Source organism: Dokdonella fugitiva, from assembly GCF_014138265.1.
GTDB lineage: Bacteria > Pseudomonadota > Gammaproteobacteria > Xanthomonadales > Rhodanobacteraceae > Dokdonella_A > Dokdonella_A fugitiva_A.
In genome coordinates this window covers 43987-69374 of sequence record NZ_JACGXL010000004.1, presented here as the reverse complement: position 1 = coordinate 69374, position 25388 = coordinate 43987, and the positions used below count along the sequence as shown (strand labels likewise).

General features: G+C 69.5%; 22 protein-coding genes. 20 read left to right on the top strand and 2 right to left on the bottom strand.

What is annotated here, in order from left to right:
• Window positions 1-7: 7 nt before the first annotated feature.
• The 4 genes from sucD (at window position 8) to FHW12_RS12825 (ending at window position 7473) form a co-directional block, all read left to right on the top strand.
• Window positions 8-877, top strand: a complete 870-nt coding sequence (sucD, locus tag FHW12_RS12840; protein WP_182531432.1) for a succinate--CoA ligase subunit alpha — start codon at window positions 8-10, stop codon at window positions 875-877.
• Between the two features lie 213 nt (window positions 878-1090).
• Window positions 1091-3757 (top strand): Ig-like domain-containing protein, encoded by a 2667-nt coding sequence (locus tag FHW12_RS12835; RefSeq protein WP_182531431.1) that lies wholly within the window; start codon window positions 1091-1093, stop codon window positions 3755-3757.
• Window positions 3758-3877: 120 nt separating this feature from the next.
• Window positions 3878-5827, top strand: a complete 1950-nt coding sequence (locus tag FHW12_RS12830; RefSeq protein WP_182531430.1) for an acyltransferase family protein — start codon at window positions 3878-3880, stop codon at window positions 5825-5827.
• Window positions 5824-7473, top strand: coding sequence for an NAD+ synthase (locus tag FHW12_RS12825; RefSeq protein ID WP_182531429.1), 1650 nt, complete (start codon window positions 5824-5826; stop codon window positions 7471-7473). The genes FHW12_RS12830 and FHW12_RS12825 overlap by 4 nt, the downstream gene beginning before the upstream one ends.
• 194 nt (window positions 7474-7667) lie before the next feature.
• Here FHW12_RS12825 and FHW12_RS12820 read toward each other — a convergent pair whose 3' ends face one another.
• Window positions 7668-8507 (bottom strand): outer membrane protein assembly factor BamD, encoded by an 840-nt coding sequence (locus FHW12_RS12820; protein WP_182531428.1) that lies wholly within the window; start codon window positions 8505-8507, stop codon window positions 7668-7670.
• A 170-nt stretch (window positions 8508-8677) separates the two neighbouring features.
• Here FHW12_RS12820 and rluD point away from each other — a divergent pair, with 170 nt between their 5' ends.
• Genes rluD through FHW12_RS12805 form a run of 3 tightly spaced genes read left to right on the top strand, consistent with a single transcriptional unit; the run spans window position 8678 to window position 10963 of the window.
• Complete coding sequence (gene rluD, locus FHW12_RS12815; RefSeq protein WP_182531427.1) at window positions 8678-9670, top strand: 23S rRNA pseudouridine(1911/1915/1917) synthase RluD; 993 nt, start codon at window positions 8678-8680, stop codon at window positions 9668-9670.
• A gap of 4 nt (window positions 9671-9674) precedes the next feature.
• Window positions 9675-10421, top strand: a complete 747-nt coding sequence (gene pgeF, locus FHW12_RS12810; protein ID WP_182531426.1) for a peptidoglycan editing factor PgeF — start codon at window positions 9675-9677, stop codon at window positions 10419-10421.
• Complete coding sequence (locus tag FHW12_RS12805) at window positions 10418-10963, top strand: DUF4166 domain-containing protein (RefSeq protein ID WP_310735232.1); 546 nt, start codon at window positions 10418-10420, stop codon at window positions 10961-10963. The genes pgeF and FHW12_RS12805 overlap by 4 nt, the downstream gene beginning before the upstream one ends.
• On the opposite strand, the gene FHW12_RS12800 is transcribed toward FHW12_RS12805, so the two are convergent.
• Window positions 10912-12102 carry a saccharopine dehydrogenase family protein gene (locus FHW12_RS12800; RefSeq protein ID WP_182531425.1) on the bottom strand — a complete coding sequence of 397 codons (1191 nt, stop codon included), beginning with the start codon at window positions 12100-12102 and terminating at the stop codon, window positions 10912-10914. The genes FHW12_RS12805 and FHW12_RS12800 overlap by 52 nt on opposite strands.
• 101 nt (window positions 12103-12203) lie before the next feature.
• Here FHW12_RS12800 and clpB point away from each other — a divergent pair, with 101 nt between their 5' ends.
• The 13 genes from clpB to FHW12_RS12735 all read left to right on the top strand — a co-directional run bounded on the left by clpB (window position 12204) and on the right by FHW12_RS12735 (window position 25387).
• Window positions 12204-14786 (top strand): ATP-dependent chaperone ClpB, encoded by a 2583-nt coding sequence (gene clpB, locus FHW12_RS12795; protein WP_182531424.1) that lies wholly within the window; start codon window positions 12204-12206, stop codon window positions 14784-14786.
• Between the two features lie 188 nt (window positions 14787-14974).
• Window positions 14975-15274, top strand: a complete 300-nt coding sequence (locus tag FHW12_RS12790; protein WP_182531423.1) for an FmdB family zinc ribbon protein — start codon at window positions 14975-14977, stop codon at window positions 15272-15274.
• Window positions 15275-15349: 75 nt separating this feature from the next.
• The gene (locus FHW12_RS12785; protein ID WP_182531422.1) at window positions 15350-15973 is read left to right on the top strand and encodes a DUF3011 domain-containing protein; all 624 of its coding nucleotides are present in this window, start codon (window positions 15350-15352) and stop codon (window positions 15971-15973) included.
• Between the two features lie 137 nt (window positions 15974-16110).
• A complete protein-coding gene (aspS, locus tag FHW12_RS12780) occupies window positions 16111-17889 on the top strand; it encodes an aspartate--tRNA ligase (RefSeq protein ID WP_182531421.1) in 1779 nt (592 codons plus the stop codon).
• Window positions 17886-18587, top strand: a complete 702-nt coding sequence (locus FHW12_RS12775; protein WP_259393045.1) for an esterase/lipase family protein — start codon at window positions 17886-17888, stop codon at window positions 18585-18587. The genes aspS and FHW12_RS12775 overlap by 4 nt, the downstream gene beginning before the upstream one ends.
• Window positions 18588-18630: 43 nt before the next feature.
• Window positions 18631-19191, top strand: coding sequence for a crossover junction endodeoxyribonuclease RuvC (gene ruvC, locus FHW12_RS12770; RefSeq protein ID WP_310735231.1), 561 nt, complete (start codon window positions 18631-18633; stop codon window positions 19189-19191).
• Window positions 19188-19784 (top strand): Holliday junction branch migration protein RuvA, encoded by a 597-nt coding sequence (gene ruvA / locus FHW12_RS12765; RefSeq protein ID WP_182531420.1) that lies wholly within the window; start codon window positions 19188-19190, stop codon window positions 19782-19784. The genes ruvC and ruvA overlap by 4 nt, the downstream gene beginning before the upstream one ends.
• A 13-nt stretch (window positions 19785-19797) precedes the next feature.
• Entirely contained in the window at window positions 19798-21687 is a 1890-nt protein-coding gene (locus tag FHW12_RS12760; protein WP_182531419.1) for a potassium transporter Kup, read from the top strand.
• Window positions 21688-21817: 130 nt separating this feature from the next.
• Window positions 21818-22864 (top strand): Holliday junction branch migration DNA helicase RuvB, encoded by a 1047-nt coding sequence (ruvB, locus tag FHW12_RS12755; protein ID WP_182531418.1) that lies wholly within the window; start codon window positions 21818-21820, stop codon window positions 22862-22864.
• Window positions 22861-23304, top strand: a complete 444-nt coding sequence (gene ybgC / locus FHW12_RS12750; protein ID WP_310735230.1) for a tol-pal system-associated acyl-CoA thioesterase — start codon at window positions 22861-22863, stop codon at window positions 23302-23304. Before ruvB ends, ybgC begins: the two co-directional genes overlap by 4 nt.
• Window positions 23301-23984, top strand: a complete 684-nt coding sequence (gene tolQ, locus FHW12_RS12745) for a protein TolQ (protein ID WP_182531417.1) — start codon at window positions 23301-23303, stop codon at window positions 23982-23984. Before ybgC ends, tolQ begins: the two co-directional genes overlap by 4 nt.
• Window positions 23985-24021: 37 nt before the next feature.
• A complete protein-coding gene (tolR, locus tag FHW12_RS12740; RefSeq protein ID WP_182531416.1) occupies window positions 24022-24462 on the top strand; it encodes a protein TolR in 441 nt (146 codons plus the stop codon).
• Between the two features lie 4 nt (window positions 24463-24466).
• Entirely contained in the window at window positions 24467-25387 is a 921-nt protein-coding gene (locus FHW12_RS12735) for a cell envelope integrity protein TolA (RefSeq protein ID WP_182531415.1), read from the top strand.
• The last annotated feature ends 1 nt before the right edge of the window (window position 25388 follow it).

The window sequence follows — 25388 nt, the reverse complement described above, 5'->3', positions numbered from 1 at the left end:
CGAACACATGAGCGTTTTGGTCAACAAGAACACCAAGGTCATCACCCAGGGCTTCACCGGCCAGCAGGGCACGTTCCACTCCGAACAGGCGCTGGAATACGGCACCAAGCTCGTCGGCGGCGTCACGCCGGGCAAGGGCGGCGGCACGCACATCGGCCTGCCCGTCTACGACACCGTGCTCGACGCGGTCAACGACACCGGCGCCGACGCGTCGATGATCTTCGTGCCGCCGCCGTTCGCGGCCGACGCGATCCTCGAGGCGGCCGACGCCGGCATCAAGGTCATCGTCGCGATCACCGAAGGCATTCCCGTGCTCGACATGCTGCGCGTGAAGAACGTGCTCAAGCAGCGTCCGGACACCGTGCTCATCGGTCCCAACTGCCCCGGCGTCATCACGCCGGGCGAATGCAAGATCGGCATCATGCCGGGCCATATCCACAAGCCGGGCAAGGTCGGCATCGTGTCGCGCTCGGGCACGCTGACCTACGAGGCCGTGTTCCAGACCACCAACGTCGGCCTCGGCCAGTCGACCTGCATCGGCATCGGCGGCGACCCGATCAACGGCCTCAACTTCATCGACTGCCTCAAGCTGTTCCAGGACGATCCGCAGACCGAAGGCATCATCATGGTCGGCGAGATCGGCGGCAGCGCCGAGGAGGAAGCGGCCGAGTTCATCGCCGAGTACGTGAAGAAGCCGGTCGTCGCGTTCATCGCCGGTGCTTCGGCGCCGGCCGGCAAGCGCATGGGCCACGCCGGTGCGATCATCTCGGGCGGCAAGGGCACGGCCGCGGCGAAGTTCGCCGCGCTCGAGAAGGCCGGCGTCACCACGGTGAAGTCGCCCGCCGACCTCGGCAAGACGCTCGCCGCGAAGATGTAGGCGCGGCGGCCTCCGTGATGTCGCGGTGGCATCCATCGAACGAAAGGCCGCGGAGCAGTCCGCGGCTTTTTTTTACCTGGCGCAGGTGCGGTCGATGCGGCCTGCAAGCGATGCTGGACGGCCGTGCACGAACCTGAACCAGCCGATTTGTCCGCACCCGGGCCGAAACGACGTTAGGATGTCACTCAGCGCCGCCGTGTCCGGGGAGGGATCATGCGCCGTCGCCTCGTTTCGCTGTTCGTGGTGTGCAGCGCGGTCGCCTCCGCGCAGATCCTGCCGAAAGATCCGAACGACGACGGCGTTCCGTCGGTCACCGATGCCTCGGTGCCGCTCACCTACGTCGGGGGCGACGGCAGCGTGTCGATCGGCGTGAACCGCGAGGGGCACACCGAAGGGCAACTGCTCGGCGTGTTCGCGCGCAACAACGCGCGCGCGCTCGTCGGCCAGGTCTGGTGGGATCATTCCGGCGCGGGCGGTGCGCAAGCGGACTTCAACTGGCTGTGGGGCGGCGACCCGATCGCCGCGCGCGAGCATCCGGACCAGGCGACCGTGAGCCGCCTCAGCTTCGCGGTCGACCAGAACGCCGAGCACGATCGCAAGGCGACCTTCGGCTTCGGCATCGAGCGGCGCGCATATTCGGTCGAGGCGTGGCTCGCACACGGCATCAGCGGCGCGCGCGGCGCGCGCCACAGCCTGCACGACGACATCGCCCAGCTCGACGGCAGCGACGACGTCGGCAGCTACACGCAGGTCGAGACGACCACGACCGACACGCTGTTCGAGAGCAAGCCGTACGGAACCGAGATCGGCCTGCAGTTCGGCCACGTGTTCGAACCGTTCGCGATGCGCGTGCACGGTGGCGCGAGCACGCAGGACGGCGACGGCGCGCGCGCGACGACGTTCTCGCTCGGCCTCGACACGCCGCTCGGCACGCGCGGCTGGGGGCTGTCCGCGCTCGCCGAGCACGTCGCGCGGCAGGGCGGCGCGGGCGGTGGCGACGATGATCGCGTGTCGGTGTTCCTGCGCTACGAGTTCGGCCGACACGGTGCGTTCGCGCCGACCGCGAGCCTCGAGGACCCGGCATGGATCTCGCGCTCGCTGGCGCGACCGTCGAGCGCGCATCCGCGCACGGTCGAGAGCTATCGTCGCACGCGTTCGCAGACCGTCTCGGTCACGCGCGGGCCGCGCCAGTACACGAACCATTTCCCGCTCGCGCAAGCGGACAGCGCGAGCACGGCGCAGGGCACCGCGGTGTCGATCGACGTCGTCGCGAACGACAGCGACGCCGACGGCGACGCGCTCGGCGTCGTCGCGGTGACGACACCCGCGCACGGCAGCGCGGTCGCGTCGGGTGGCACGATCGTGTACACGCCGGTCGCCGGTTTCAGCGGCAGCGATGCGTTCACCTACACGATCAGCGACGGCCGCGGCGGCAGCGCCGGCGCCCGTGTGAGCGTGAGCGTCGGCGCGCGGCCGAACCAGGCGCCTGCCGCGAACGACGACGTCGCCACGACCGCGTTCGGCCAGGCCGTCACGATCGCCGTGCTCGCCAACGACGCCGATGCCGACGGCGATGCGCTCACGCTGGTCAGCGTCGGGGCGCCCGCGCACGGCAGCGCGAACATTGCCGGGCAGACCATCGTCTACCGGCCCGCGCCCGGCTACAGCGGCGCCGACAGCTTCACCTACGTCGTCGGTGACGGTCACGGCGGCACGGCCACCGCGACGGTCACGATCACGATCGCGACGCGGCCGAATCGCAACCCGGTCGCGCGCGCCGACGCGGCCACCGTCACCACCGGGCAGCTCGTCGCGATCGGCGTGCTCACCAACGACAGCGACGCCGACGGCGACGTGCTGTCGCTGACCTCGGTAGGGCCGCCGCTGCACGGCAGCGCGGCGATGTCCGGCAACCAGGTCGTGTATGCGTCGGCGCCGGGTTACGTCGGCCCCGACGCGTTCGTATACACGATCAGCGACGGCCGCGGCGGCGTGTCGACCGCACGCGTCACGATCACCGTGAGCGCGCTGCCGAATCGTCCCCCCGTCGCGGTCGACGACACCGCCAACGCGACGCTCGGCGGCCCGGTGGCGATCGCAGTGCTCGCCAACGACAGCGACCCCGACGGCGATCCGCTCGCGATCACCGCGACGACGCCGCCGACGTTCGGCACGATCGCGGTGTCCGGCTCGACGATCACCTATACCCCGAGCGCGGCCGGCGTCATCGGCACCGACCGCTTCACCTACACGATTTCCGACGGCCGTGGCGGTACCGCGACGGCGACCGTGACCGTCACCGTCGGTGCAGCGGCGAACCAGCCGCCGGTCGCGGCCGACGACACTGCGACGACCCCATTCGGCCAGCCGGTGGCGATCGCCGTGCTCGCCAACGACAGCGATCCCGACGGCGACGCGCTCGTCGTCGCGAGCGTCGCCGCGCCGCTCGACGGCACGGTCGCGATCGCCGGCAACGCGATCGTCTACACGCCGAACGCAGGCTTCAGCGGCGTCGACCGCTTCGCGTACACGATCGACGACGGCCGGGGTGGCAGCGCGTCCGCGTTCGTGACCGTCGTCGTCTCGCCCGCGCCGAACCAGCCGCCGATCGCGGTCAACGATTCGGGCGCGTTCAACCAGACCGTGATCGCCGTGCTCGCCAACGACAGCGATCCGGACGGCGATCCGTTGACGATCATCGCGGTGACGCAGCCGATCGGCGCCAACGGCGGGCCCGCGGGCAGCGTCGCGATCACCGGAACCACGGTGACGTGGTCGCCCGCCGGCTATCTCGGCACGGCGGCCTTCACCTACACGATCAGCGACGGCCGCGGCGGCACCGCGACCGCGATCGTCGATGTCGTGACCGGCATCCCGTAGCGCCGTCGTCGATCGCGACAGCGCTACGCAGCTTGCATCGTGCCGTTGCCGGTCGTGCCACGAGTACGCCGAAGCCGTCGCGCGGATATGATGCGCGCTTCGCATCGGGGAGACCTTGGCATGGAGCATCGATCATCGTCGTCCGGCAACGGATTTCGCCCCGACATCGAAGGATTGCGCGGCGTCGCGATCCTGATGGTCGTTTTGGGTCACGCTGGCGTTCGCGGGTTCGGCGGCGGATTCACCGGTGTCGACGTGTTCTTCGTCATCTCCGGCTTCCTCATCACCGGCCTGCTCGTGCGCGAGTTGCGCGAGACGTCGCGGATCGGCTTCTGGGCGTTCTACGCGCGTCGCGCGCGGCGATTGCTGCCGGCGTTCGCGGTGATGATGCTGTTCGCGTGGGTTGCGCTAGTGCTGGTCGCCCCCGGTGCCGACACGAAGCTGCAGAAGTGGTCCGGGCTGTGGGCCGCGTTGTGGACGTCCAATGTCTACTTCTCGCTGGCGAATTTCGGTTACTTCGAGTCGTCCGCGCGCGACAGCCTGTTCCTGCACACGTGGTCCCTCGGCGTAGAGGAGCAGTTCTATCTGATATGGCCGGCGCTGCTCGCCCTCGTGTGGCGCGTATCGAAACGAAACCCGAGAGCACTGTTCGCCGCTGTGGCGATCGTCGCCGCCGTCGGGGCCCTGATGTCGATCGTAGCGACGTGGCTGTGGCCGGTAGCGGCGTACTACCTCATGCCGTTCAGGCTGTGGGAACTCGCGGTCGGTGGTTGCTGCGTGTTCCTTTCGCCCGCGGTCGGCGCGCGGCTCGGGCGATGGCGCGGCGGGCTGCTCGGCGCCGTGCTGCTCGCCGGCACTTGCATGGGCCTGTCGGAGCGACTCGCCTACCCGGGCGTATGGGCGGCGCTGCCGGTCATCGGCGCCGCACTGATGATCTTGGGAACGACGGGCATTCTCTCGCGCTGCCTCACCAGCGCACCGCTCACCCTGGTCGGTCGCGTTTCCTACAGCTGGTACCTGTGGCATTGGCCCGCGCTGGCACTGGCGCATCGCCTCGGTCGCGACGATTCATTGGCGGTAGCGATCGCGGTGCTCGGGTCGTTCGCCGCCGCGCTGCTGAGCTACCTCCTCGTGGAGCGCACCACACGCCATAGGACGATCACCGACGCGCGGCAGGCCGTGCTCGCGGGAGTACTCGGGTCGGCGCTGCTCGCCCTGCTGCCCTCGACGTGGTTCGCGCTCGGTCGTCCGCGAACGCCGGAGTTCGCTACGACGGAAGCGCGCGTGCGCGCGATGGTCAACATCCCGCAAATCTACTCGATGCCCGGGTGCGACGAATGGTATTCGAGTGATCGGCTCGTCCCGTGCGCCTTCGATGCGGGCGAGGGGAAACCCCAGGCCGTCGTAGTCGGCGACAGTCTCGGCCTGCACTGGTTCCCGGCGCTGCATCGCGCATTGACGGGCATGGGTTGGAACGTCGTCGTGCTGACCAAATCGTCATGTCCGATGGTGGACGAACCGTTCTTCTACGAACGTATCCACCGCACTTACACCGAATGTGAATCCTGGCGCAGGGCCGCCATCGATTACATCCAGAAGACGCGCCCCGGTGTCGTCGTTGTCGGCTCGGCGGGTTCCTACCCGTTCACGCAGGAACAATGGACGGACGGCTCGCGTCGGTTCGTGGAAGCCCTGCGCGCCGGTGCGGCCGAAGTGGTGGTATTGGCGCCGTCCCCGCGCCTCCCGTTCGACGGGCCTTCCTGCGTGATCCGGAACTTCGATGCGCTGCAAGGCGGCGCGGGCGACCTATGCAGCGCCCGACTGGCGGATATCGAGGACCGGCCCGTCATCGATTCCCTCGAGAAGGCGGTCGAAGGCGTGCAGGGAGCGACCGTCGTCAACCTCAACGACATCGCTTGTCCGCGTGGCGTCTGTGCCGCGTGGGTCGCCGGTGAACTCGCCTACCGCGACGCGCAACACCTGAACGCCTCGTATGTGCTCGGCCTCGCCGAGCCGATCGGCAAGCGCCTCATGCCCTATCTGCAAGCACGTTCCGCGGTGGCGCAATGATGCCGAAGCTACGCATCGCCCTGGCCCAGTTCGATTTCCCCGTCGGCGCCGTCGCGCGCAACGAAGAGCGCATCGGCGCGTTGATCGCGCAGGCACGCGACCTGCACCGCGCCGATCTCGTGTTGTTCCCCGAGCTCGCGCTGAGCGGCTATCCGCCCGAGGACCTGCTGCTGCGACCGAGCTTCCTCGCCGAATGCGAAGCCGCGCTCGGTCGCCTCGCGGCGGCGACGAGCGGCATCGTAGCGGTGGTCGGCTGGCCGCAGGCGGCCGGCGCGGTCGTCTACAACGCGGCCAGCGTGCTGCGCGACGGCACCGTCGCCGCGACGTATCGCAAGCGCGAGTTGCCGAACTACGCGGTGTTCGACGAGCGCCGCTATTTCGACGTCGACCCGGATCGCGAGGACTGCGTGTTCGATGTCGGCGGGGTCGGGGTAGGCCTGATCATCTGCGAGGACCTCTGGTTCGCCGAGCCGCTCGCCGGCGCCGTCGCCGCGGGCGCCGAACTCGTGCTCGTGCCGAATGCGTCGCCGTTCGAGCGCGACAAGCACGCGCAGCGCGACGCCCTGCTCGCGCAGCGCGTGCAGGAGTCGCAGCGCGACGGCCGCGGCGTCGGCGTCGCCTACCTCAACACCGTCGGTGGCCAGGATGCGGTCGTGTTCGACGGTGCGTCGGTGCTCGCCGACGGCGATGGCCACGTCCATCCGGCCGCGCGCGCGTTCGAGGATCACTGGCTCGTCGCCGACTACGACGCGTCGACGCGCCGCTTCACGCCCGTCGCCTGGCCGGTCGAGGACGACGAAGGTCGCGATGCGCTCGCCTGGCGCGCGATCGTGCGCGGCACGCGCGACTACTGCGTGAAGAACGGCTTCTCGAAGGCGTGGATCGGCCTCTCCGGCGGCATCGATTCCGCGCTCGTGCTCAGCGTGGCGGTCGATGCGCTCGGCGCGGACAACGTCACCGGCGTGCGGCTGCCGTCGCGCTACACCTCCGATCTCAGCAACCACCTCGCCGACGAGCAGGCGCGCGCGCTCGGCGTGCGCATGTTGGGCGTGCCGATCGAGGCGCCGTTCCGCGGCTTCCTCGACGCGCTCGCGCCCGCGTTCGCCGGCCACGAGATGGACGTGACCGAGGAGAACCTGCAGTCGCGTTGCCGCGGCACGATCCTCATGGCGCTCGCGAACAAGTTCGGCGGGCTGCTGCTCACGACCGGCAACAAGAGCGAGTACGCGGTCGGCTACGCGACGATCTACGGCGACATGTGCGGCGGCTACGCGCCGATCAAGGACCTGTACAAGACCGAGGTGTTCGCGCTCGCGCGCTGGCGCAACGCGATGGCCGGTTCGCCGGTGATCCCGCCCGCGGTGATCGAACGCCCGCCGTCGGCGGAACTGCGCGAGAACCAGACCGACCAGGATTCGCTGCCGCCGTACGACGTGCTCGACGCGATCCTGTTCCGCCACGTCGACCAGGAGCAGTCGCGCGAGGAGATCGTGCGCGCGGGCTTCGATGCCGCGACGGTCGAGCGCGTGCTGCGGCTCGTGCGCATCAGCGAATGGAAGCGCCAGCAGGCGGCGCCGGGGCCGAAGGTGTCGCGCCGCGCGTTCGGCCGCGAGCGTCGCTATCCGATCACGTCGGGCTGGCGCTAGGGCGGGGCCCTGAGGTCGACTGCTTCGCGCCTCCGTGGGAAGGAGGTCGCCCGCTTCGCCGGCTCGTGGGAAAAGGCCGTCGCAGCTTTCTCATCTTCTCACGAGCGAGCCGAAGGCGAGCGCCCTCGCGAGGCAGCGAAGCTGCCGGCGCAATTGCCCGCGCGACGCGGCGAACGCCGCCGACCTCGCTGCCGTCATCCCCGATTCTGCAGCGGAATCAGCTTCCACCAGTTCGAGCGGTAGCTCGGCCAGCGACCCTTCAGCGAAGGGTGGTCGGGGTAGTTGAGCTCGAGCACGCGCTTGGCGTCGTCGGCGAGCTTGTCCTGGCCGAGTTCGTGGTAGCTCTTGACCATGATCGCGAGTGCATCGCCCGCCTGCGGCGTCTGCGGATACGTCTCGAGGATCGACTTGGCGCGGTTGGACGAGGCGACGTAGGCGCCACGCTTGAGATAGAACAGGGCGACGTTGAGATCCGCCTGCGCCATCATGTTGCGCAGGTGGATCATGCGCTGGCGGCCGTCCGCCGCGTAGCGGCTCTGCGGGTAGCGCGTGACGAGCGCGCCGAAGTCGTCGAACGACTGGCGCAGGTTGGCCTGGTCGCGCTGCGTCATGTCGAGGCCGACGTAGCGTTCCATGAAGCCGCCCGAGCGGTTGAAATTGATGAGGCCGCGCAGGTAGTACGCGTAGTCGATGTGGCGATGCGTCGGGTAGGTCTTGATGAAGCGGTTGACCGTCGAATACGCGTCGTCGGGCTTGTCCGACTTGTACTGCGCGTAGGCGAGGTTGAGCTGCGACTGCTCGGTGTACGGGCCGAACGGGAAGCGCGCGATCAGGCGCTGGAACACGCGCACGGCGTAGTCGTTGTTGCCCGACTGCAGCGCTTCGTTGCCTTGCTGGTAGAGCTGCTCGACCGGCAGCGTGTCCATCGGGTCGCCCTTCTTGCCACGATGGAACAGGGAGCAACCGGCGAGCGCGACGAACAGCGCGAGCAGGGCGAGGCGCAGGATGGGACGGAAACTGGAGGAGACTCGCATGCGGGGGGCAGGCTCTGCGATGATGGACGGATGGAGTGGGTCCGGCTGACTCTGCCTGCCGGATCCGCCGGATCGACCGGCCCGCGACGCTACCGCGCGCCGCGCGAAACACCGATCATAACCCGAAACCTCGCCGGCGCAGGAAGCGCCGTTTCCCGGCATTCCCGAGCATGACCGAACCCGAATCACGCCTGAACGAGCAGTCGCCCGATGCGTCGCGACTGGCCGCCACCGTACCCGATGCGCTCGCCGGGAGGCGTTTCGACCAGGCGCTCGCCGAGCTGTTCCCGGACTACTCGCGTTCACGCCTGACCGCGTGGATCAAGGCCGGCGCCGTGCGCCTCGACGGCGAGGTCGTCGCACCGAGGCAGATCCTGCGCGGTGGCGAAGCGATCGAGCTGGACGTGCGCATGGAGCGCGAGATCGGCGCCCAAGCCGAGGAGATCCCGCTCGACATCCGCTACGAGGATGCCGAGGTCATCGTCGTCAACAAGCCGCCCGGGCTGGTCGTGCATCCGGGCGCGGGCAATCCCGCGGGTACCCTGCAGAACGCGCTGCTGCACCACGATCCGAAGCTCGCCGAGATCCCGCGCGGCGGCATCGTGCACCGCCTCGACAAGGACACCTCGGGCCTGATGGTCGTCGCGCGCACGCTGCGCGCGCACACTTCGCTGGTGGAGCAGTTGTCCGAGCGCGACGTGCATCGCCAGTACGCGGCGATCGTCTACGGCGCGATGGTCGCCGGCGGGCGCGTCGACGCGCCGATCGGCCGCCACCTGCACGATCGCCTCAAGCAGGCCGTGCGCGAGGACGGCCGCGACGCGGTCACGCACTACCGCGTGCGCGAACGGTTCCGCACGATGACCCTGGTCGAGTGCCGCCTGGAAACCGGCCGCACGCACCAGATCCGCGTGCACATGGCGCACGTGCGCCACCCGCTCGTCGGCGACGCGCAGTACGGCGGCCTGCTCAAGTTGCCGAAAGGCGCAACGCCGGAACTCGTCGCCGCGCTGCGCGGCTTCAAGCGCCAGGCGCTGCATGCGGAGAAGCTCGAGTTCGCCCATCCCAAGTCCGGCAAGCCGGTCGCGGTCGAAGCGGAACGCCCGGCCGACATGGAAGGGCTGCTCACCGCGCTGCGTGCGGACACCCGGGAAAACGGCTGATCGCATGCCGGCACCGCCCGCTGCAGGTCGCGTGATCGTGCCGGACTGGCCGGCTCCGGCGAACGTGCGCGCCTCCGTCACGACGCGGTGGTTGCCCGGCCGTTCGCAGCCGCCGTTCGAGCAGTGCAACCTCGGCGGACACAGCGGTGATGAGCCCGATGCGGTCGCCGCGAATCGCGCGGCATTGCCGGAACTGCTCGACCTGCCGTCCGCGCCGGCCTGGCTGCGCCAGGTGCACGGCACCGCCGTGCTCGACGCCGACGCGCCCGGGCGCGACCGCGACGCCGACGCGGCGATCACGCGCAAGGCCGGCATCGTGCTCGCGATCCTCACCGCCGACTGCCTGCCCGTGCTCTTCTGCAGCGCCGACGGCGACGCGATCGCCGCCGCGCACGCGGGGTGGCGTGGGCTCGCCGCGGGCGTGCTGGAATCGACGCTCGCAAGCCTCCATGCGGAGCGCGTGCACGCGTGGATCGGACCCGCGATCGGCGCGCGCTCGTACGAAGTCGGCGCCGAAGTGCGCGAGGCCTTCGTCGCGACCGATTCCGGCGCCGACGCCTGCTTCGCGCCGACGCGTCCCGGCCACTGGCTGTGCGACCTCGCCGCGCTCGCCCGGCGGCGCCTTGCGCGCGCGGGCGTGCACGGCGTGCACGGCGGCGGCTTCGACACGTTCGCCGACGCACGCTTCTACTCCTACCGCCGCGATCGCGATACCGGGCGCTTCGCCTCGCTGGTCTGGATGACGCCGTGACGCCGTTGTTCGAGCGCCTGCTCGGCAGCGCGTTCGACACGCTCGACCCGTGCGTGCGCACGCTCCATCGCGATCGCGGCGAACGCCGCTACGCGGGAGAAGTCGAGGTCGAACGCGGCCGTCATCCGCTCGCGCGCTTGTGCGCGCGGGCGACGCGCCTGCCGCCCGCGGGCCGCGCGTCGATCGACGTGGAGATCATCGCCGACGCCGCGGGCGAGCGCTGGTCGCGCCATGTCGGCGCGCACGTGATGCGTTCGCGGTTGTGGGCGCGCGACAGCCTGCTGCACGAGCGCCTCGGCGCGGTCACGTTCGTATTCCGCCTGCAGGCGCGCGGCGGTGCGATCGAGTGGAGCGTCGTGCGCGTGCGTGCACTCGGCCTGCCGTTGCCGGCGCGCTGGTTCGCCGCGGTCGGCGCGCGCGAAGCCGACGGCGAGGGGCGTTACACGTTCGACGTGCGGGCCGCCTTGCCGATCGCGGGCCTGCTCGTGCGCTATCGCGGCTGGCTCGACGTCGGCTGTTCGAGCGTCGTGCCGATCGCATAGCCGTCGAGCGCGTCGACGAACTCGTCGAGCGTGAACAGGTCGAGGCAGGCGCGCGCGCCGCCACCGTGCAATTCGCCGCGTGCGAGCTTGCGCGCGAGCACGACCGCAGCGGTCGCGGGTACCTGCGGACCGTCGCCGTTCGCCGCGACGAGGCGCCAGCGCAGGTGCAGCGGCGCGCCGGCAGGATCGACGCCGCGCAGGTCGAGCTGCATGATGCCGGCATCGCTGCCCGCGGCGAGCCAGCGCTCGCTGAGCGACAGCAGCGACGGCGCGTGCCGTGCGAGGTCGCGAAGGATGCCGGCGCGCACCGCCCACGAGGCGAGCCAGAGGCCGAAATGCATGCGCCGCAACTCGAGCCCGGCGCGGAAATCGCAGTCGCGCAGCGTCGGATGGCGTGCCGGCAGCAGCGCGAGGTCGGGCACTTCGCAGCGCGCGAGCCAGCGCGTGCCGACGCCGGGCGCATGCAGCCGGCGCAGCGACTGCCAGCCGTGCACACGGCGCCAGCGGCCTTGCGCGAGCCGCGCGTACGGGCGCCCGACGTAGCCGAGGATCGCGCGCGTCGTCGCGAGGCCGCGCGGCGTGCGATTGCCGGGGCTGATCGCCGTCTCGAGCGCGTCGAGCCGGCCGAAACGGCCGGCCAGCGCGGCGACGACGGCGCCGCTGAGGCCGGGCACGCTGCTCGCGCCACTGACGGCCCAGCGCGCCGCGGCGCGTGCTTCGGCGTCGAGTACGCCGAAGCCGGCGACGAAGTCGCGGCCGTCGGCGAGGTCAATGTAGTGCGCACCCAACGCGAGCGCGAGGCGCGCGACGGCGTAGTCGCGCCGCTGGAACGGCCCGGCCGTATGGACGACGAGCGCGGGGGCGAGCGCGGCGAGGCGGTCGCCGACATCGGCGGCGTCGATGTCGAGCGCCGTGATCGCGATCGCCGCGCGGGCGCCCGAACGCGCCAGTTCCTCGCCGAGCCCGCGCGCTTTCGCCGCATCTCGCCCGGCGATCACGAGTTCGAGGCCGCCGTCGCCGGCGAGCGCACGCACGATGCGCGCGCCGAACAGCCCGTAGCCGCCGAGGACGACGATGCGGAACGGTCTTGCGGCGCGCTGGACGGGTGGTCGGGCAGGCGAGGGAAGGGCGCTTTCCATGCGGTGATTCTGCTTGAATCGCGGCGTTCGGGGCCGCATCTTCGGCGCAGCCGGCCGCGCATGCCGCGACCTTTCCACCTTCGAACAGGGCATCCGCCACCATGCGAATGGACAAACTCACCTCGCGCTTCCAGCAGGCGCTCGCCGACGCGCAGTCGCTCGCGGTCGGACGCGACAACAACATGCTCGAGCCCGTGCACGTGCTCGCCGCGCTGCTCGACCAGCAAGGGGGTTCGACCGTGCCGCTGCTCGCGCAGGCGGGCGCGAACGTGCCGGCGCTGCGGACGCGCGTCGGCCAGCTGCTCGACGCGCTGCCCAGGGTCGCCGGGCAGGAAGGCAACATCAACGTCTCCAACGACCTCAACCGCCTGCTCAACCTCACCGACAAGCTCGCGCAGCAGCGCGGCGACCAGTTCATCGCGTCCGAACTGTTCGTGCTCGCCGCGCTCGACGACAAGCGCGAAGCCGGTGCCGCGCTGAAGGCGGCCGGCGCGACCCAGGCGAACATCGAGGCGGCGATCGAGAAGATGCGCGGCGGCGAGAAGGTGCAGTCGGAGAACGCCGAGGAACAGCGCCAGGCGCTCGAGAAGTACACGATCGACCTCACCGCGCGATCGGAGAAGGGCAAGCTCGATCCGGTCATCGGCCGCGACGAGGAAATCCGCCGCGTGATCCAGGTGCTGCAGCGGCGCACCAAGAACAACCCGGTGCTGATCGGCGAGCCCGGCGTCGGCAAGACCGCTATCGTCGAAGGCCTCGCCCAGCGCATCGTCAACGGCGAGGTGCCCGAGGGCCTGCGCGACAAGCGCGTGCTGTCGCTCGACATGGGCGCGCTGATCGCCGGCGCGAAGTTCCGCGGCGAATTCGAGGAGCGCCTCAAGGGCGTGCTCAACGACCTCGCCAAGCAGGAAGGCCAGGTGATCCTGTTCATCGACGAACTGCACACGATGGTCGGCGCCGGCAAGGCCGAAGGCGCGATGGACGCCGGCAACATGCTCAAGCCCGCGCTCGCGCGCGGCGAGTTGCACTGCATCGGCGCGACCACGCTCGACGAATACCGCAAGTACATCGAGAAGGACGCCGCGCTCGAGCGCCGCTTCCAGAAGGTGTTCGTCGGCGAGCCGAGCGTCGAGGACACGATCGCGATATTGCGCGGCTTGAAGGAACGGTATGCGGTCCACCACGGCGTCGAGATCACCGATCCGGCGATCGTCGCCGCAGCGACGCTGAGCAACCGCTACATCCCCGATCGCCAGCTGCCCGACAAGGCGATCGACCTCATGGACGAGGCGGCGTCGCGCATCCGCATGGAGATCGATTCCAAGCCGGAGGAACTCGACCGCAAGGAGCGTCGGCTGATCCAGCTGAAGATCCAGCGCGAAGCGCTGAAGAAGGAGAAGGACAAGGAATCGAAGCAGCGACTCGCCGACCTCGAGAAGGAAATCGGTTCGCTCGAGCGCGAGTATTCCGACCTCGAGGAAGTCTGGAAGAGCGAGAAGGCGACGCTGCAGGGCGCGACCAAGGTCAAGGAGCAGATCGAACAGGCGAGGCTCGAGCTCGAGGCCGCGCAGCGCCGGCAGGACTACGCGAAGATGAGCGAGATCCAGTACGGCAAGATTCCGGAACTCGAGAAGCAGTTGAAGGCCGCGCAAGAAGCCGAGACGAAGGGCTTCACGCTGCTGCAGGACAAGGTCACCGCGGAGGAGATCGCCGAGGTCGTCTCGCGCTGGACCGGCATCCCGGTGTCGAAGATGCTCGAGGGCGAGCGCGACAAGCTGCTCAGGATGGAGGACGAGCTGCACAAGCGCGTGGTCGGCCAGGACGAGGCGGTGCGTGCGGTCGCCGACGCGATCCGCCGCTCGCGCGCGGGCCTGTCCGACCCGAACCGGCCGAACGGCTCGTTCCTGTTCCTCGGCCCGACCGGCGTCGGCAAGACCGAGCTGTGCAAGGCGCTCGCGGGCTTCCTGTTCGACAGCGAGGACGCGATGGTGCGCATCGACATGAGCGAGTTCATGGAGAAGCACTCCGTGAGCCGCCTGATCGGCGCGCCGCCGGGCTACGTCGGCTACGAGGAGGGCGGCTACCTCACCGAAGCGGTGCGTCGCCGCCCGTACAGCGTGATCCTGCTCGACGAAGTCGAGAAGGCGCACCACGACGTGTTCAATATCCTGCTGCAGGTGCTCGACGACGGCCGCCTCACCGATGGCCAGGGCCGCACGGTCGACTTCCGCAACACGGTCATCGTGATGACTTCGAACCTCGGTTCGCAGTACATCCAGGAATACGCGGGCGACGACGAGGCGCAATACACGCAGATGAAGGCCGCGGTGATGGGCGTGGTGCAGGCGCATTTCCGCCCCGAGTTCATCAACCGGCTCGACGAGATCGTCGTGTTCCGCGCGCTCGACAAGAGCCAGATCCGGCAGATCGCGCGCATTCAGATCGCCTACCTCGAGAAGCGCCTCGCCGAACGGCAGCTGCGCATGACGATCAGCGACAAGGCGCTCGACCTGCTCGGCAACGTCGGCTTCGATCCGGTGTACGGCGCGCGTCCGCTCAAGCGTGCGATCCAGCAGCAGCTCGAGAACCCGCTCGCGCGGGAGATCCTCGAGGGCCGTTTCCGGCCTGGCGACACGGTGCGCGTCGACGCGGAAGGCGGGCGCCTCGTATTCTCGGGCGCGTAAAGCTGCGAGGACTGCGGGCGCGCGCAGGCGGCGCCCGCGGCCAGCCGATCATCGCCCTCGCCGTAGGCGGCGCAGCCGTACGCCGGCCACGCGGTGGCGGTGGTACTTGCAATTCTCCGGCGTGCCCGCATGCTGCACGCCGTTTCGGCGCCGCATGGTGCCATGCCAAGTCCAATGGAAGTTTCAGTATGCCGATCTACGAATTCGAATGTTCCGCCTGCCAAGCCGTGTTCGATCGCCTGCAGAAATTGTCCGACCCCGACCCCGTCGACTGCCCGGAGTGCGGGCAACCGCGCGTGAAGCGCCGCCTGACCGCGCCCGCGTTCCGCCTCGCCGGCAGCGGTTGGTACGAGACGGACTTCAAGAAGGACGGCGACACGAAACGTAACCTCGCCGGCAAGGACGAGGCACCGAAGGCCGAGGCGAAGGCGGAGCCGAAAGCCGAGGCGAAACCCGCGGCGAAAACCGACGGCGGCGCGGCATCCTGAGGCGCGCTTCGATTCCGTTCATGCGGATCATCTAGACTCCACGGGCGTCTTCCACCAACGACCGGGGAGTAGGTCATGCTCAAGGCATTCCAAGGAATCATCGCCCTCGTACTGACGTCGGCCTGCGCCACGCTCGGCGCCGCGCCCGCGCCGCAGCCGCTCGCGCAGGCATTTGCCGTCGCCTCGTCCGCGCAGTACGACGATTGGCGCCCAGGCCCCGGCTGGGATCGCGACATCGAAGTGCGCTGCGCGAGCGACGGCTACAACTACCGCATGTGCCAGGTCGACACCGGCCGCGGCAGCGACGTGCGCCTGGCCAAGCAGATCTCCAAGACCCCGTGCCGCGAAGGGCAGAACTGGGGCTGGAACCGCGCCGGCATCTGGGTCGACCAGGGCTGCGAAGGCGTGTTCCGCGTGCAGCGCCGCTGGTCGGGCGGTGGCGGCCATGATCACGGCGGCGGTGGCGACTGGCGTCCGGGTCCGGGCTGGGACCAGTCGATCCGCGTGCGTTGCGCGAGCGAGGGTTACAACTACCGCATGTGTCAGGTCGACACCGGCCGCGGTAGCGACGTGCGCATCTCGCGCCAGATCTCCAACACGCGCTGCGTCGAAGGCCAGAACTGGGGCTGGAACCGCGCCGGCATCTGGGTCGACGGCGGTTGCGACGCCGAGTTCATGGTCAATCGCCGCTGGCGCTGAGCCACGCATCGGCTGATCCGGAACGCCCGTCCCGCGACGGGCGTTCCACGTCGAGACGCCGCCGCATTGCGGTGCAGCACAATCCTCCGTAGCATTCCGCGCTTGGTTTCGCGCCGCACCGGCGCCAGCGGACTTCCATGCGCACACACTATTGCGGCCTCGTCGACGAGGCGCTGATCGGCCGGACCGTCACCCTCTGCGGTTGGGCGGACGTCGCCCGCGACCTCGGCGGGCTCTGCTTCATCGACTTGCGCGACCACGAAGGCATCGTGCAGATCGTCGCCGAACCGTCCGATGCCGAGGGGAATGCCGGCGTACTCGCGGCCGCGGCCGCGGTCGGCTACGAGGACTGCCTGCGCGTGACCGGCGTCGTGCGCAAGCGCGAAGCGATCAATGCGAAGATCCGCACCGGCCGCGTCGAAGTCGTCGCGACCAGGATCGAGCTGCTCAACAAGGCCGAGCCGCTGCCGTTCCACGCGCACGAGAACCCGGGCGAGGACATCCGCCTCAAGTACCGTTACCTCGACCTGCGCCGTCCCGAGATGCAGCAGATGATGCGTACGCGCATCCGCCTCGTGCAGGCGCTGCGCCGCTGGCTCGACGAGCGTGGCTTCCAGGACATCGAGACGCCGATCCTGACCAAGGCGACGCCCGAGGGCGCGCGCGACTTCCTCGTGCCGGCGCGCATGCACCCGGGCGAGTTCTACGCGCTGCCGCAGTCGCCGCAGCTGTTCAAGCAGATCCTCATGATGGCGGGCTTCGACCGCTACTACCAGATCGCGCGCTGCTTCCGCGACGAGGCGCTGCGCGCCGACCGCCAGCTCGAGTTCACCCAGCTCGACATGGAGTTCGCCTGGGTCTCCGAGCGCGACGTGCAGGACACGGTCGAGGAAATGATCCGCGTCGTGTTCCGCGAAGTGAAGGGCGTCGAACTCGCCGATCCGTTCCTACGCATGACCTACGCCGAGGCGATGCGCCGCTACGGTTCGGACAAGCCGGACCTGCGCAACCCGATGGAATTCACCGACGTCGCCGAGTTCGTCAAGGGCTGCGAATTCAAGGTGTTCACCGACTGGGCCAACCACGCCGACGGCCGCGTCGTCGCGCTGCGCGCGCCCGGCGGCGCGCAGTTCTCGCGCAAGCAGATCGACGACTACGGCGCGCACGCGGCGAAGTACGGCGCGAAGGGTCTCGCCTGGATGAAGGTCGAGGACGCGGCGAAGGGGCGCGAAGGCATCCATTCGCCGATCGCCAAGTTCCTCGACGATGCCACGCTCGCGGCGATCGTGAAGGCGACCGGCGCGCGGACCGGCGACGCGATCTTCTTCGGCGCGGCGACGTACAAGACCGCGTCCGACTTCATGGGCGCGCTGCGCCTCAAGCTCGGCAAGGATCTCGGCCTCGTCGCCGAAGGCTGGGCGCCGCTGTGGGTCACCGATTTCCCCATGTTCGAATGGGACGACGAGGAAAAGCGCTACGTCGCCCTGCATCACCCGTTCACCGCGCCCGCGGTCGACGACGAGGCCGACCTGCGCGCGAACGCGAAGATCGCGGTCTCGCGCGGCTACGACATGGTGCTCAACGGCAACGAGATCGGCGGCGGCTCGATCCGCATCCACCGTTCGTCGATGCAGTCGGCCGTGTTCGACCTGCTCGGCATCGGCGCGGAAGAGGCGCAAGCGAAGTTCGGCTTCCTGCTCGACGCGCTCAAGTACGGCGCGCCGCCGCACGGCGGCATCGCGTTCGGCATCGACCGCATCGCGGCGCTGATGGCCGGCACCGAATCGATCCGCGACGTGATCGCGTTCCCGAAGACGACGAGCGCGCAGTGCCTCATGACCGGCGCGCCGTCGCCCGTGCCGGAAGCGCAGCTCGCCGAAGTGCACATCCGCGTCGCGGAGCGCAAGGCGGAATGAGCCGCGCGTCGCGCCGGCCGATCGATCCGCGCGCGGGGCGCACGCCGCGCGCGGCGGTCGATTCCGCGCCGCGCGAACACGTGATCCTGCTGCACGGCATCTGGATGCGCGGCATCACCTTGCTGCCGCTCGCGCGGCGCCTGCGCCAGGCCGGCTACACGGTCGAGACGATCGATTACGCGAGCGTGTTCCGCGGCATCCAGCCCGCGGTCGCGCGCCTGCGCGAACGCATGCTCGCGCAGGACGCGGCCGCGGTGCACCTGGTCGGCCACAGCCTCGGTTCGCTCGTCGCGCTCGAGGCGACGCGTGGCGTGCGCGGCTTGCCGAAGGGCGGCATCGTCTGTATCGGCCCGCCGCTGCGCGGCAGCGCGGTCGCGCGCGCGCTCACTGGATTTCCCGGCGGGCGCCTGCTGCTCGGGCAAAGTGCGGAGCCGCTGATCGACGGCGTCGAAGCGTGGAAGGGGTCGCGCCCGGTCGGCGTGATAGCCGGCAAGCTGCCGTTCGGCCTCGGCATCACGCTCGGTCCGCTGGTCGCGCCGCACGACGGCACCGTGTCGGTGGAGGAGACGCAGCTCGCCGGCATCAGCGACCATCGCACCGTCGCCGCTTCGCACACGGGCCTGCTGTTCTCCTCCGAAGTCGCCGACCTCACGGTCGCGTTCCTGCGCGCGGGCCAGTTCGCGCCGACGCCGCGCTGAACGCTGCGCTAGACTCCACTCTTCAAGCCGAGCCAACGGGATCGTGTCGATCACTGCCCTCCAGCCAGCGCTCGCCGTCGTGCGCATCCTCGGCATCGACCCGGGCAGCCAGCGCACCGGCATCGGCATCATCGACGTCGACCCGGCCGGGCGCTCGCGCCACGTGTTCCACACCGCGCTCAAGCTGCTCGACGGCGACGACGACGCGTTCGCCGCGCGCCTCAAGCGCATCTTCGACGGCGTCGGCGCGATCGTCGCGGAATACGCGCCGCACGAAGTCGCCATCGAGCGCGTGTTCGTCGCGCACAACGCCGATTCCGCGCTCAAGCTCGGCCAGGCGCGCGGCGCGGCGATCTGCGCGGTCATGCACCACGGCCTCGGCGTCGCCGAATACGCCGCGCGCGAAGTGAAGCAGGCGGTGGTCGGCACCGGCGCGGGCGACAAGGCGCAGGTGCAGCACATGGTCGGTCTGCTGCTGCAGCTGCCGGGCCGGCTGCAGGCCGATGCCGCCGACGCGCTCGCGATCGCGCTCGCCCACGCGCACACGCGTTCGAGCCTGCAGCGCCTCGGCCTGCCGCGCGAAGCATGGAGGCGGCGCCGATGATCGGCCGCCTCAAGGGCGTGCTCGTCGCCAAGCAGCCGCCGTGGCTCGTGCTCGATGTCGGCGGCGTCGGCTACGAACTCGAAGCACCGATGTCGACGTTCTTCGACCTGCCCGAACTCGGCCGCGAAGTGAGCCTGTGCACGCACTACGCGGTCAAGGAGGACACGGTCGCGCTGTACGGCTTCCTGCGCGAGGCCGAACGCAGCCTGTTCCGCACCCTGCAGAAGGTGTCCGGCGTCGGCGCGAAGATCGCGCTGTCGGTGCTGTCGGGCGTCAGCGTCGACGAGTTCGCGCGGCTCGTGCAGGTCGGCGACGTCGCCGCGCTCACGCGCATCCCCGGCATCGGCAAGAAGACCGCCGAACGCATGGTGGTCGAGCTGCGCGATCGCGTCGACGGCCTCGGCAGCGGCGTGCCGGCGGCGATCGGCGGTGCCGCCGGCGCGGCCGATCCGGTCGCGGAAGCCGGCGTCGCACTGCAGGCACTCGGCTACAAACCGGCCGAAGTCGCGCGCCTCGTGCGTGACGCGGCCGCTCCCGGCGATCGTGCCGAAGACATCATCCGCAAGGCCCTAAAGGCGGCGCTGCGCCAATGAAAGAGGCGGGAACATGAGCCAGGACATCGGCAACGGTGGCGACATCGGCGCGCGCACGCGCGCACTCGTGCTCGGCGCGATCGGCGTCGTGTACGGCGACATCGGCACGAGCCCGCTCTACACGATCAAACAGACCTTCGGCGAGCACGGTGCGCCGCCGACCACGACCAACGTGCTCGGCGTGCTGTCGCTCGTGTTCTGGTCGCTGATCCTCGTCGTCTCGGTCAAGTACGCGGGCTTCATCATGCGCGCCGACAACAAGGGCGAAGGCGGCATCATGGCGCTCACCGCGCTCGCCCAGCGCAGCGTGCGTTCGAGCCAGCGCGCGCGCTGGTGGATCGTCGTGCTCGGCCTGTTCGGCGCCGCGCTGTTCTTCGGCGACGGCGTGATCACGCCGGCGATCTCCGTGCTCGGCGCGGTCGAGGGCATGGAGGTGCTCGCGCCGGGGCTCGCGCACTGGGTCGTGCCGCTGTCGGCGCTGATCATCGTCGGGTTGTTCGCATTCCAGAACCGCGGCACCGGCAAGGTCGGCGCGGTGTTCGCGCCGATCATGATCCTCTGGTTCCTCGCGCTCGCCGTGCTCGGCATCTGGCATGTCGCGCAGCACCCGGCCGTGCTGCGCGCGCTGTCGCCTTACTACGCGATCGAATTCTTCGCGCAGGCGCGCTGGACCGCGTTCTTCGCGCTCGGTTCGGTGATCCTCGCGATCACCGGCGCCGAGGCGCTGTACGCGGACATGGGCCACTTCGGCAAGAAGCCGATCCGCTGGTCGTGGTTCGGCTTCGTGCTGCCGTCGCTCGTGCTCAACTACTTCGGTCAGGGCGCGCTGCTGATCGCCGACCCGAAGGCGGCCGAGAACCCGCTGTTCCTCATGGTGCCGCCGATGCTGCTCGTGCCGATGCTGGTGCTCGCGACGGCGGCCGCGGTGATCGCCTCGCAGGCGGTGATCTCGGGCGCGTTCTCGGTCACGCGCGAGGCGATCCAGCTCGGCTTCCTGCCGCGCATGCAGGTGCGCCATACCTCGCACGAGCAGATGGGGCAGATCTACCTGCCGTGGATCAACCGCATGCTGCTCGTGCTCACGCTCGCGGTCGTGGTCGGCTTCCGCTCGTCCGACAACCTCGGTGCCGCGTACGGCATCGCCGTGGTCGGCACGATGACGATCGATTCGATCCTCGTGATGATCGTGTTCCGCCGCATGTGGCACTGGACGCGCACGCGCGTGGCCCTGGTCGGCACGTTGTTCCTGTTCGTCGATCTCGCCTTCCTCACCGCGAACGCGGACAAGGTCGAACACGGCGGCTGGTTCCCGCTCGTGCTCGGCGCGGTGATCTTCACCTTGATGGCGACCTGGCGCCGCGGCCGCGAACTCGTCGTGCGCGAGATCAAGCACGGCGGCCTCGCGCTGGAGCCGTTCATTTCCTCGATCGTCGCGCATCCGCCGCTGCGCGTGCCCGGCACCGCGGTGTTCCTCACCGCGAACCAGGAAGGGGTGCCGCACGCGCTGCTGCACAACCTCAAGCACAACAAGGTGCTGCACGAGCGCAACGTGATGCTCACGGTGGAAACCGTCGACACGCCGATCGCGGAGAACGACGAGCGCGTCGAAGTGGAGTCACTCGGCGACGAGTTCTACCGCGTTACCCTGCGCTTCGGCTTCGCCGAGGACCCGGACGTGCCGAACATGCTCGAGACCGTGACCGTCTGCGGCCACCCGTTCGACATGATGGACACGACCTTCTTCCTCAGCCGCGAGAGCATCGTCGCGACCGACCGACCGGGCATGGCGCTGTGGCGTGACAAGCTCTTCGCCTTCATGCAGCGCAACGCGATCCCGGCGACCGCGTTCTTCCAGATCCCGGGGAACCGCCTGATCGAGCTCGGCACGCAGGTCGAGATCTGAGCGCCGACGGCGGAGGGGCGCGGGTCGGCGGCGGAAAATCGAGCCCGTTCATGCTCCATATGGGTTCGCGCGCGTGCGGCGATGACGAAACCCGCATAATTGCGCCGCCCGAATCACCGACCCCTGCACGATGACCGACCGCCTCACGTCAGCCAGCGCCATGCGCGAGGACGACCTCGTCGAGGCGACGATCCGTCCGCAACGGCTGGCCGAGTATCTCGGCCAGCCGACCGTGCGCGAGCAGCTCGGCATCTACATCGAGGCCGCGCGCCGGCGCAGCGAGGCGCTCGACCACGTGCTGATCTTCGGTCCGCCCGGCCTCGGCAAGACCACGCTGTCGCACGTGATCGCGAACGAACTCGGGGTCAACCTGCGCTCGACCTCGGGCCCGGTGCTCGAACGCCCGGGCGACCTCGCCGCGCTGCTGACCAACCTGCAGCCGCGCGACGTGCTGTTCGTCGACGAGATCCACCGCCTATCGCCGATCGTCGAGGAAGTGCTCTATCCGGCGCTCGAGGACTTCCAGATCGACATCATGATCGGCGAAGGCCCGGCCGCGCGCTCGATCAAGCTCGACCTGCCGCCGTTCACCCTGATCGGCGCGACCACGCGCGCGGGCCTGCTCACCGCGCCGCTGCGCGACCGCTTCGGCATCGTGCAACGGCTCGAGTTCTACAGCCCGCTCGAACTCACCGCGATCGTGCGGCGCGCCGCGAAGATCCTCGGCATCGCCTGCGACGCCGACGGCGCGGCCGAGATCGCGCGCCGCGCGCGCGGCACGCCGCGCATCGCCAACCGCCTGCTGCGGCGCGTGCGCGACTACGCCGAGATCAAGGGCAACGGCACGATCACGAGCGACGCGGCGAGCGCGGCGCTCGAGATGCTCAAGGTCGACGCCGAGGGCTTCGACGCGCTCGACCGCCGCCTCATGACCACGATCATCGAGAACTTCGACGGCGGCCCGGTCGGCGTCGAGTCGCTCGCCGCGGCGATCAGCGAGGAGCGCGGCACGATCGAGGACGTGCTCGAGCCGTTCCTGATCCAGCAGGGCTTTCTCGTGCGCACCGCGCGCGGGCGCATGGTCACGAGCAAGTGCTGGCGCCACTTCGGCCTCGCGCCGCCGCGCCGCGCGAGCGCCGACGATCTGTTCGAGGCGCCTCCCGGGAGCGCGCCGTGAGCGCGGCCGCGGGAGGGAAGCCCGCCGCCGTCGGCGCCGTGTTCGCCTGGCCCTGCCGGGTCTACTGGGAAGACACCGACGCCGGCGGAGTCGTCTATCATGCGCGCTACCTGCACTTCCTCGAACGCGCGCGCAGCGAGTGGTTCCGCGCGTCCGGCATCGGCCAGCAGCGCCTGCGCGAGCAGGAAGGGCTCGTCTTCGTCGTGCACCGCATGGAACTCGCGTTCAATGCACCGGCGCGCCTCGACGACCTGCTGAGCGCGACCGTCGCGATCGAGGACCTGCGCAGCGCGAGCTTCAGCGTGCGCCAGCAGCTGCTGCGCGAACCCGAACCGAAGGCGCTGGTCGAAGCGAAGGTGCGCATCGCCTGCCTCGACGCGCAGCGTTTTCGTCCGCGTCCCATCCCGAATCACCTGCTCCAGGAAATCGCCCCTGCATGAACTCGGAACTGAACGTCCTCGCCCTGATCCTCGGCGCCAGCCTGCCGGTCAAGCTCGTGCTCGGGATCCTGATCGGCTTCTCGATCGCGTCGTGGTTCATCATCTTCCGCAAGAAGGCGCTCATCGATCGCGCCAACGCCAGCGCCGACGAATTCGAGGAGCGCTTCTGGTCCGGCGCCGACCTAGCCGGCCTGTTCAAGGAAATCAGCGGCGCCGGCGAGCGGGTCAGCGGCAGCGGCGCGATCTTCGAGGCCGGCTTCCGTGAATTCGCGCGCCTGCGACAGCGCCGCGGCGTCGATTCGCGCGCGTTGCTCGAAGGCGCGCAACGCGCGATGCGCGTCGCCTCGACGCGCGAGGTCGACCGACTCGAACACAGCCTCGAGTTCCTCGCCAACGTGGGTTCGATCAGCCCGTACGTCGGCCTGTTCGGCACCGTGTGGGGCATCATGATCGCGTTCCAGGGCCTCGCCAACGTCAAGGAGGCGACCATCGCGATGGTCGCGCCGGGCATCTCCGAGGCGCTGATCGCGACCGCGATGGGCCTGTTCGCGGCGATCCCCGCGGTGTGGGCGTACAACCGCTATTCGACCAAGCTCGAACGCATCAGCCTGCGCTACGACACGTTCGTCGAGGAGTTCTCCTCGATCCTCGCGCGCCAGGCACACGTCGACGACGCCTGAACCCCGCGCCGTCCCGCCCCGCGTTGGAATCCCCTGCATGCAGAACCTCAAATCGCGCAAGCGCCGCAAGCTAAAGGCCGAGATCAACGTCGTGCCGTACATCGACGTCATGCTCGTGCTGCTCATCATCTTCATGGTGACCGCGCCGCTGCTCAACCTCGGCGTCGACATCCAGCTGCCGCAGTCGGCGGCGAAGGCGATCCAGAACGACAAGGAGCCCGCCGTCGTCAGCGTCGACGAGGGTGGCGCGTTGTTCCTCACCCTCGGCACGTCGCAGCGCGAACCGATCGACGCGGACACGCTGGTCAAGAAAGTTTCAGCTTTCGTCCGCGAGAATCCGCAGGTACCCGTGCTGGTCGCCGGTGACCAGCGCGCCGACTACGGCAAGATCTACCAGGCGATGGTGCTGTTGCAGTCGGCGGGCGTGCCGAAGGTCGGGCTGATGAGCCAGCCCGTGCAGGCGGAACAGGCCCACTGACCGGATGGAGACGTTCGGCGACAAGTTGCGCGCGTTCGCGCTGGCGATGGCGCTGCACCTGCTGTGCATCCTCGCGTTGCTGGTCGGCCTGTGGTGGACCCACGAGACGCGGCCGGTGAGCATGCCGGGACCGGTGATCGAGGCGACGCTGGTCGGTCCGACCGCAGCGCCGAAGGCGCGGTCGGGTGCGCAGAAGCCGCAGCCGTCCAGGCCGCCCGTGAAGCCGGAACCGCCCAAGCCCGAGCCACCGAAGCCTGAACCCAAACCCGTAGAGCAGCCCGAACCGCCCAAGCCCGAGAAGCAGACGCCGAACGAACTGCAAAAGCCCAGTCAGGTCGACCAGGAACGCGTCGCCGCGCTCGCCCAGGAAAAGGCCGAGCAGGAGAAGCGCGAACAGGAGGAGAAGGTCCGCCAGCGCCAGGTCGAGCTCGAGGACGAGAAGCAGCGCAAGCTGCGCGAGGAGCAGCAGAAGCAACTCGCCGAGATCCGCAAGGAGCGCGAGGCGGTGGAGAAGAAGCTCAAGCTCGAGCGCGACCGGCTCGCGCAGATCGAGGATCGCAACCAGAAGCAGGCGCAGGCGCAGGCGCAACCGGAGGCCGAACACGAAGCGGAACAGGCGCAGACCGGCGCGGGCGGTCAGGACAACGACCTCACTGCGCGCTATGCGGCGGCGATCCAGGCCGCGGTGACGAACAACTGGAACCGCCCGGACAACGCGCAGGCGGGCCTGCGTTGCGTGCTCAACATCGCGCAGATCCCGGGCGGCGACGTGATCAGCGTATCGGTCGGGTCGCCGTGCAATGCCGATCCGGTCACCCGCACCTCGATCGAACAGGCGGTGATGAAGGCGGCGCCGCTGCCGTACCAAGGCTACGAGAACGTGTTCCAGCGCAACATCAAATTCAATTTCAGATACGACGGATAGG

Excerpts from the sequence above, each read along its gene's own strand:
- sucD (WP_182531432.1), top strand. The coding sequence starts at position 8 with ATGAGCGTTTTGGTCAACAAGAACACCAAGGTCATCACCCAGGGCTTC.
- FHW12_RS12835 (WP_182531431.1), top strand. The coding sequence starts at position 1,091 with ATGCGCCGTCGCCTCGTTTCGCTGTTCGTGGTGTGCAGCGCGGTCGCC.
- FHW12_RS12830 (WP_182531430.1), top strand. The coding sequence starts at position 3,878 with ATGGAGCATCGATCATCGTCGTCCGGCAACGGATTTCGCCCCGACATC.
- FHW12_RS12825 (WP_182531429.1), top strand. The coding sequence starts at position 5,824 with ATGATGCCGAAGCTACGCATCGCCCTGGCCCAGTTCGATTTCCCCGTC.
- FHW12_RS12820 (WP_182531428.1), bottom strand. The coding sequence starts at position 8,507 with ATGCGAGTCTCCTCCAGTTTCCGTCCCATCCTGCGCCTCGCCCTGCTC.
- rluD (WP_182531427.1), top strand. The coding sequence starts at position 8,678 with ATGACCGAACCCGAATCACGCCTGAACGAGCAGTCGCCCGATGCGTCG.
- pgeF (WP_182531426.1), top strand. The coding sequence starts at position 9,675 with ATGCCGGCACCGCCCGCTGCAGGTCGCGTGATCGTGCCGGACTGGCCG.
- FHW12_RS12800 (WP_182531425.1), bottom strand. The coding sequence starts at position 12,102 with ATGGAAAGCGCCCTTCCCTCGCCTGCCCGACCACCCGTCCAGCGCGCC.
- clpB (WP_182531424.1), top strand. The coding sequence starts at position 12,204 with ATGCGAATGGACAAACTCACCTCGCGCTTCCAGCAGGCGCTCGCCGAC.
- FHW12_RS12790 (WP_182531423.1), top strand. The coding sequence starts at position 14,975 with ATGCCGATCTACGAATTCGAATGTTCCGCCTGCCAAGCCGTGTTCGAT.
- FHW12_RS12785 (WP_182531422.1), top strand. The coding sequence starts at position 15,350 with ATGCTCAAGGCATTCCAAGGAATCATCGCCCTCGTACTGACGTCGGCC.
- aspS (WP_182531421.1), top strand. The coding sequence starts at position 16,111 with ATGCGCACACACTATTGCGGCCTCGTCGACGAGGCGCTGATCGGCCGG.
- FHW12_RS12775 (WP_259393045.1), top strand. The coding sequence starts at position 17,886 with ATGAGCCGCGCGTCGCGCCGGCCGATCGATCCGCGCGCGGGGCGCACG.
- ruvA (WP_182531420.1), top strand. The coding sequence starts at position 19,188 with ATGATCGGCCGCCTCAAGGGCGTGCTCGTCGCCAAGCAGCCGCCGTGG.
- FHW12_RS12760 (WP_182531419.1), top strand. The coding sequence starts at position 19,798 with ATGAGCCAGGACATCGGCAACGGTGGCGACATCGGCGCGCGCACGCGC.
- ruvB (WP_182531418.1), top strand. The coding sequence starts at position 21,818 with ATGACCGACCGCCTCACGTCAGCCAGCGCCATGCGCGAGGACGACCTC.
- tolQ (WP_182531417.1), top strand. The coding sequence starts at position 23,301 with ATGAACTCGGAACTGAACGTCCTCGCCCTGATCCTCGGCGCCAGCCTG.
- tolR (WP_182531416.1), top strand. The coding sequence starts at position 24,022 with ATGCAGAACCTCAAATCGCGCAAGCGCCGCAAGCTAAAGGCCGAGATC.
- FHW12_RS12735 (WP_182531415.1), top strand. The coding sequence starts at position 24,467 with ATGGAGACGTTCGGCGACAAGTTGCGCGCGTTCGCGCTGGCGATGGCG.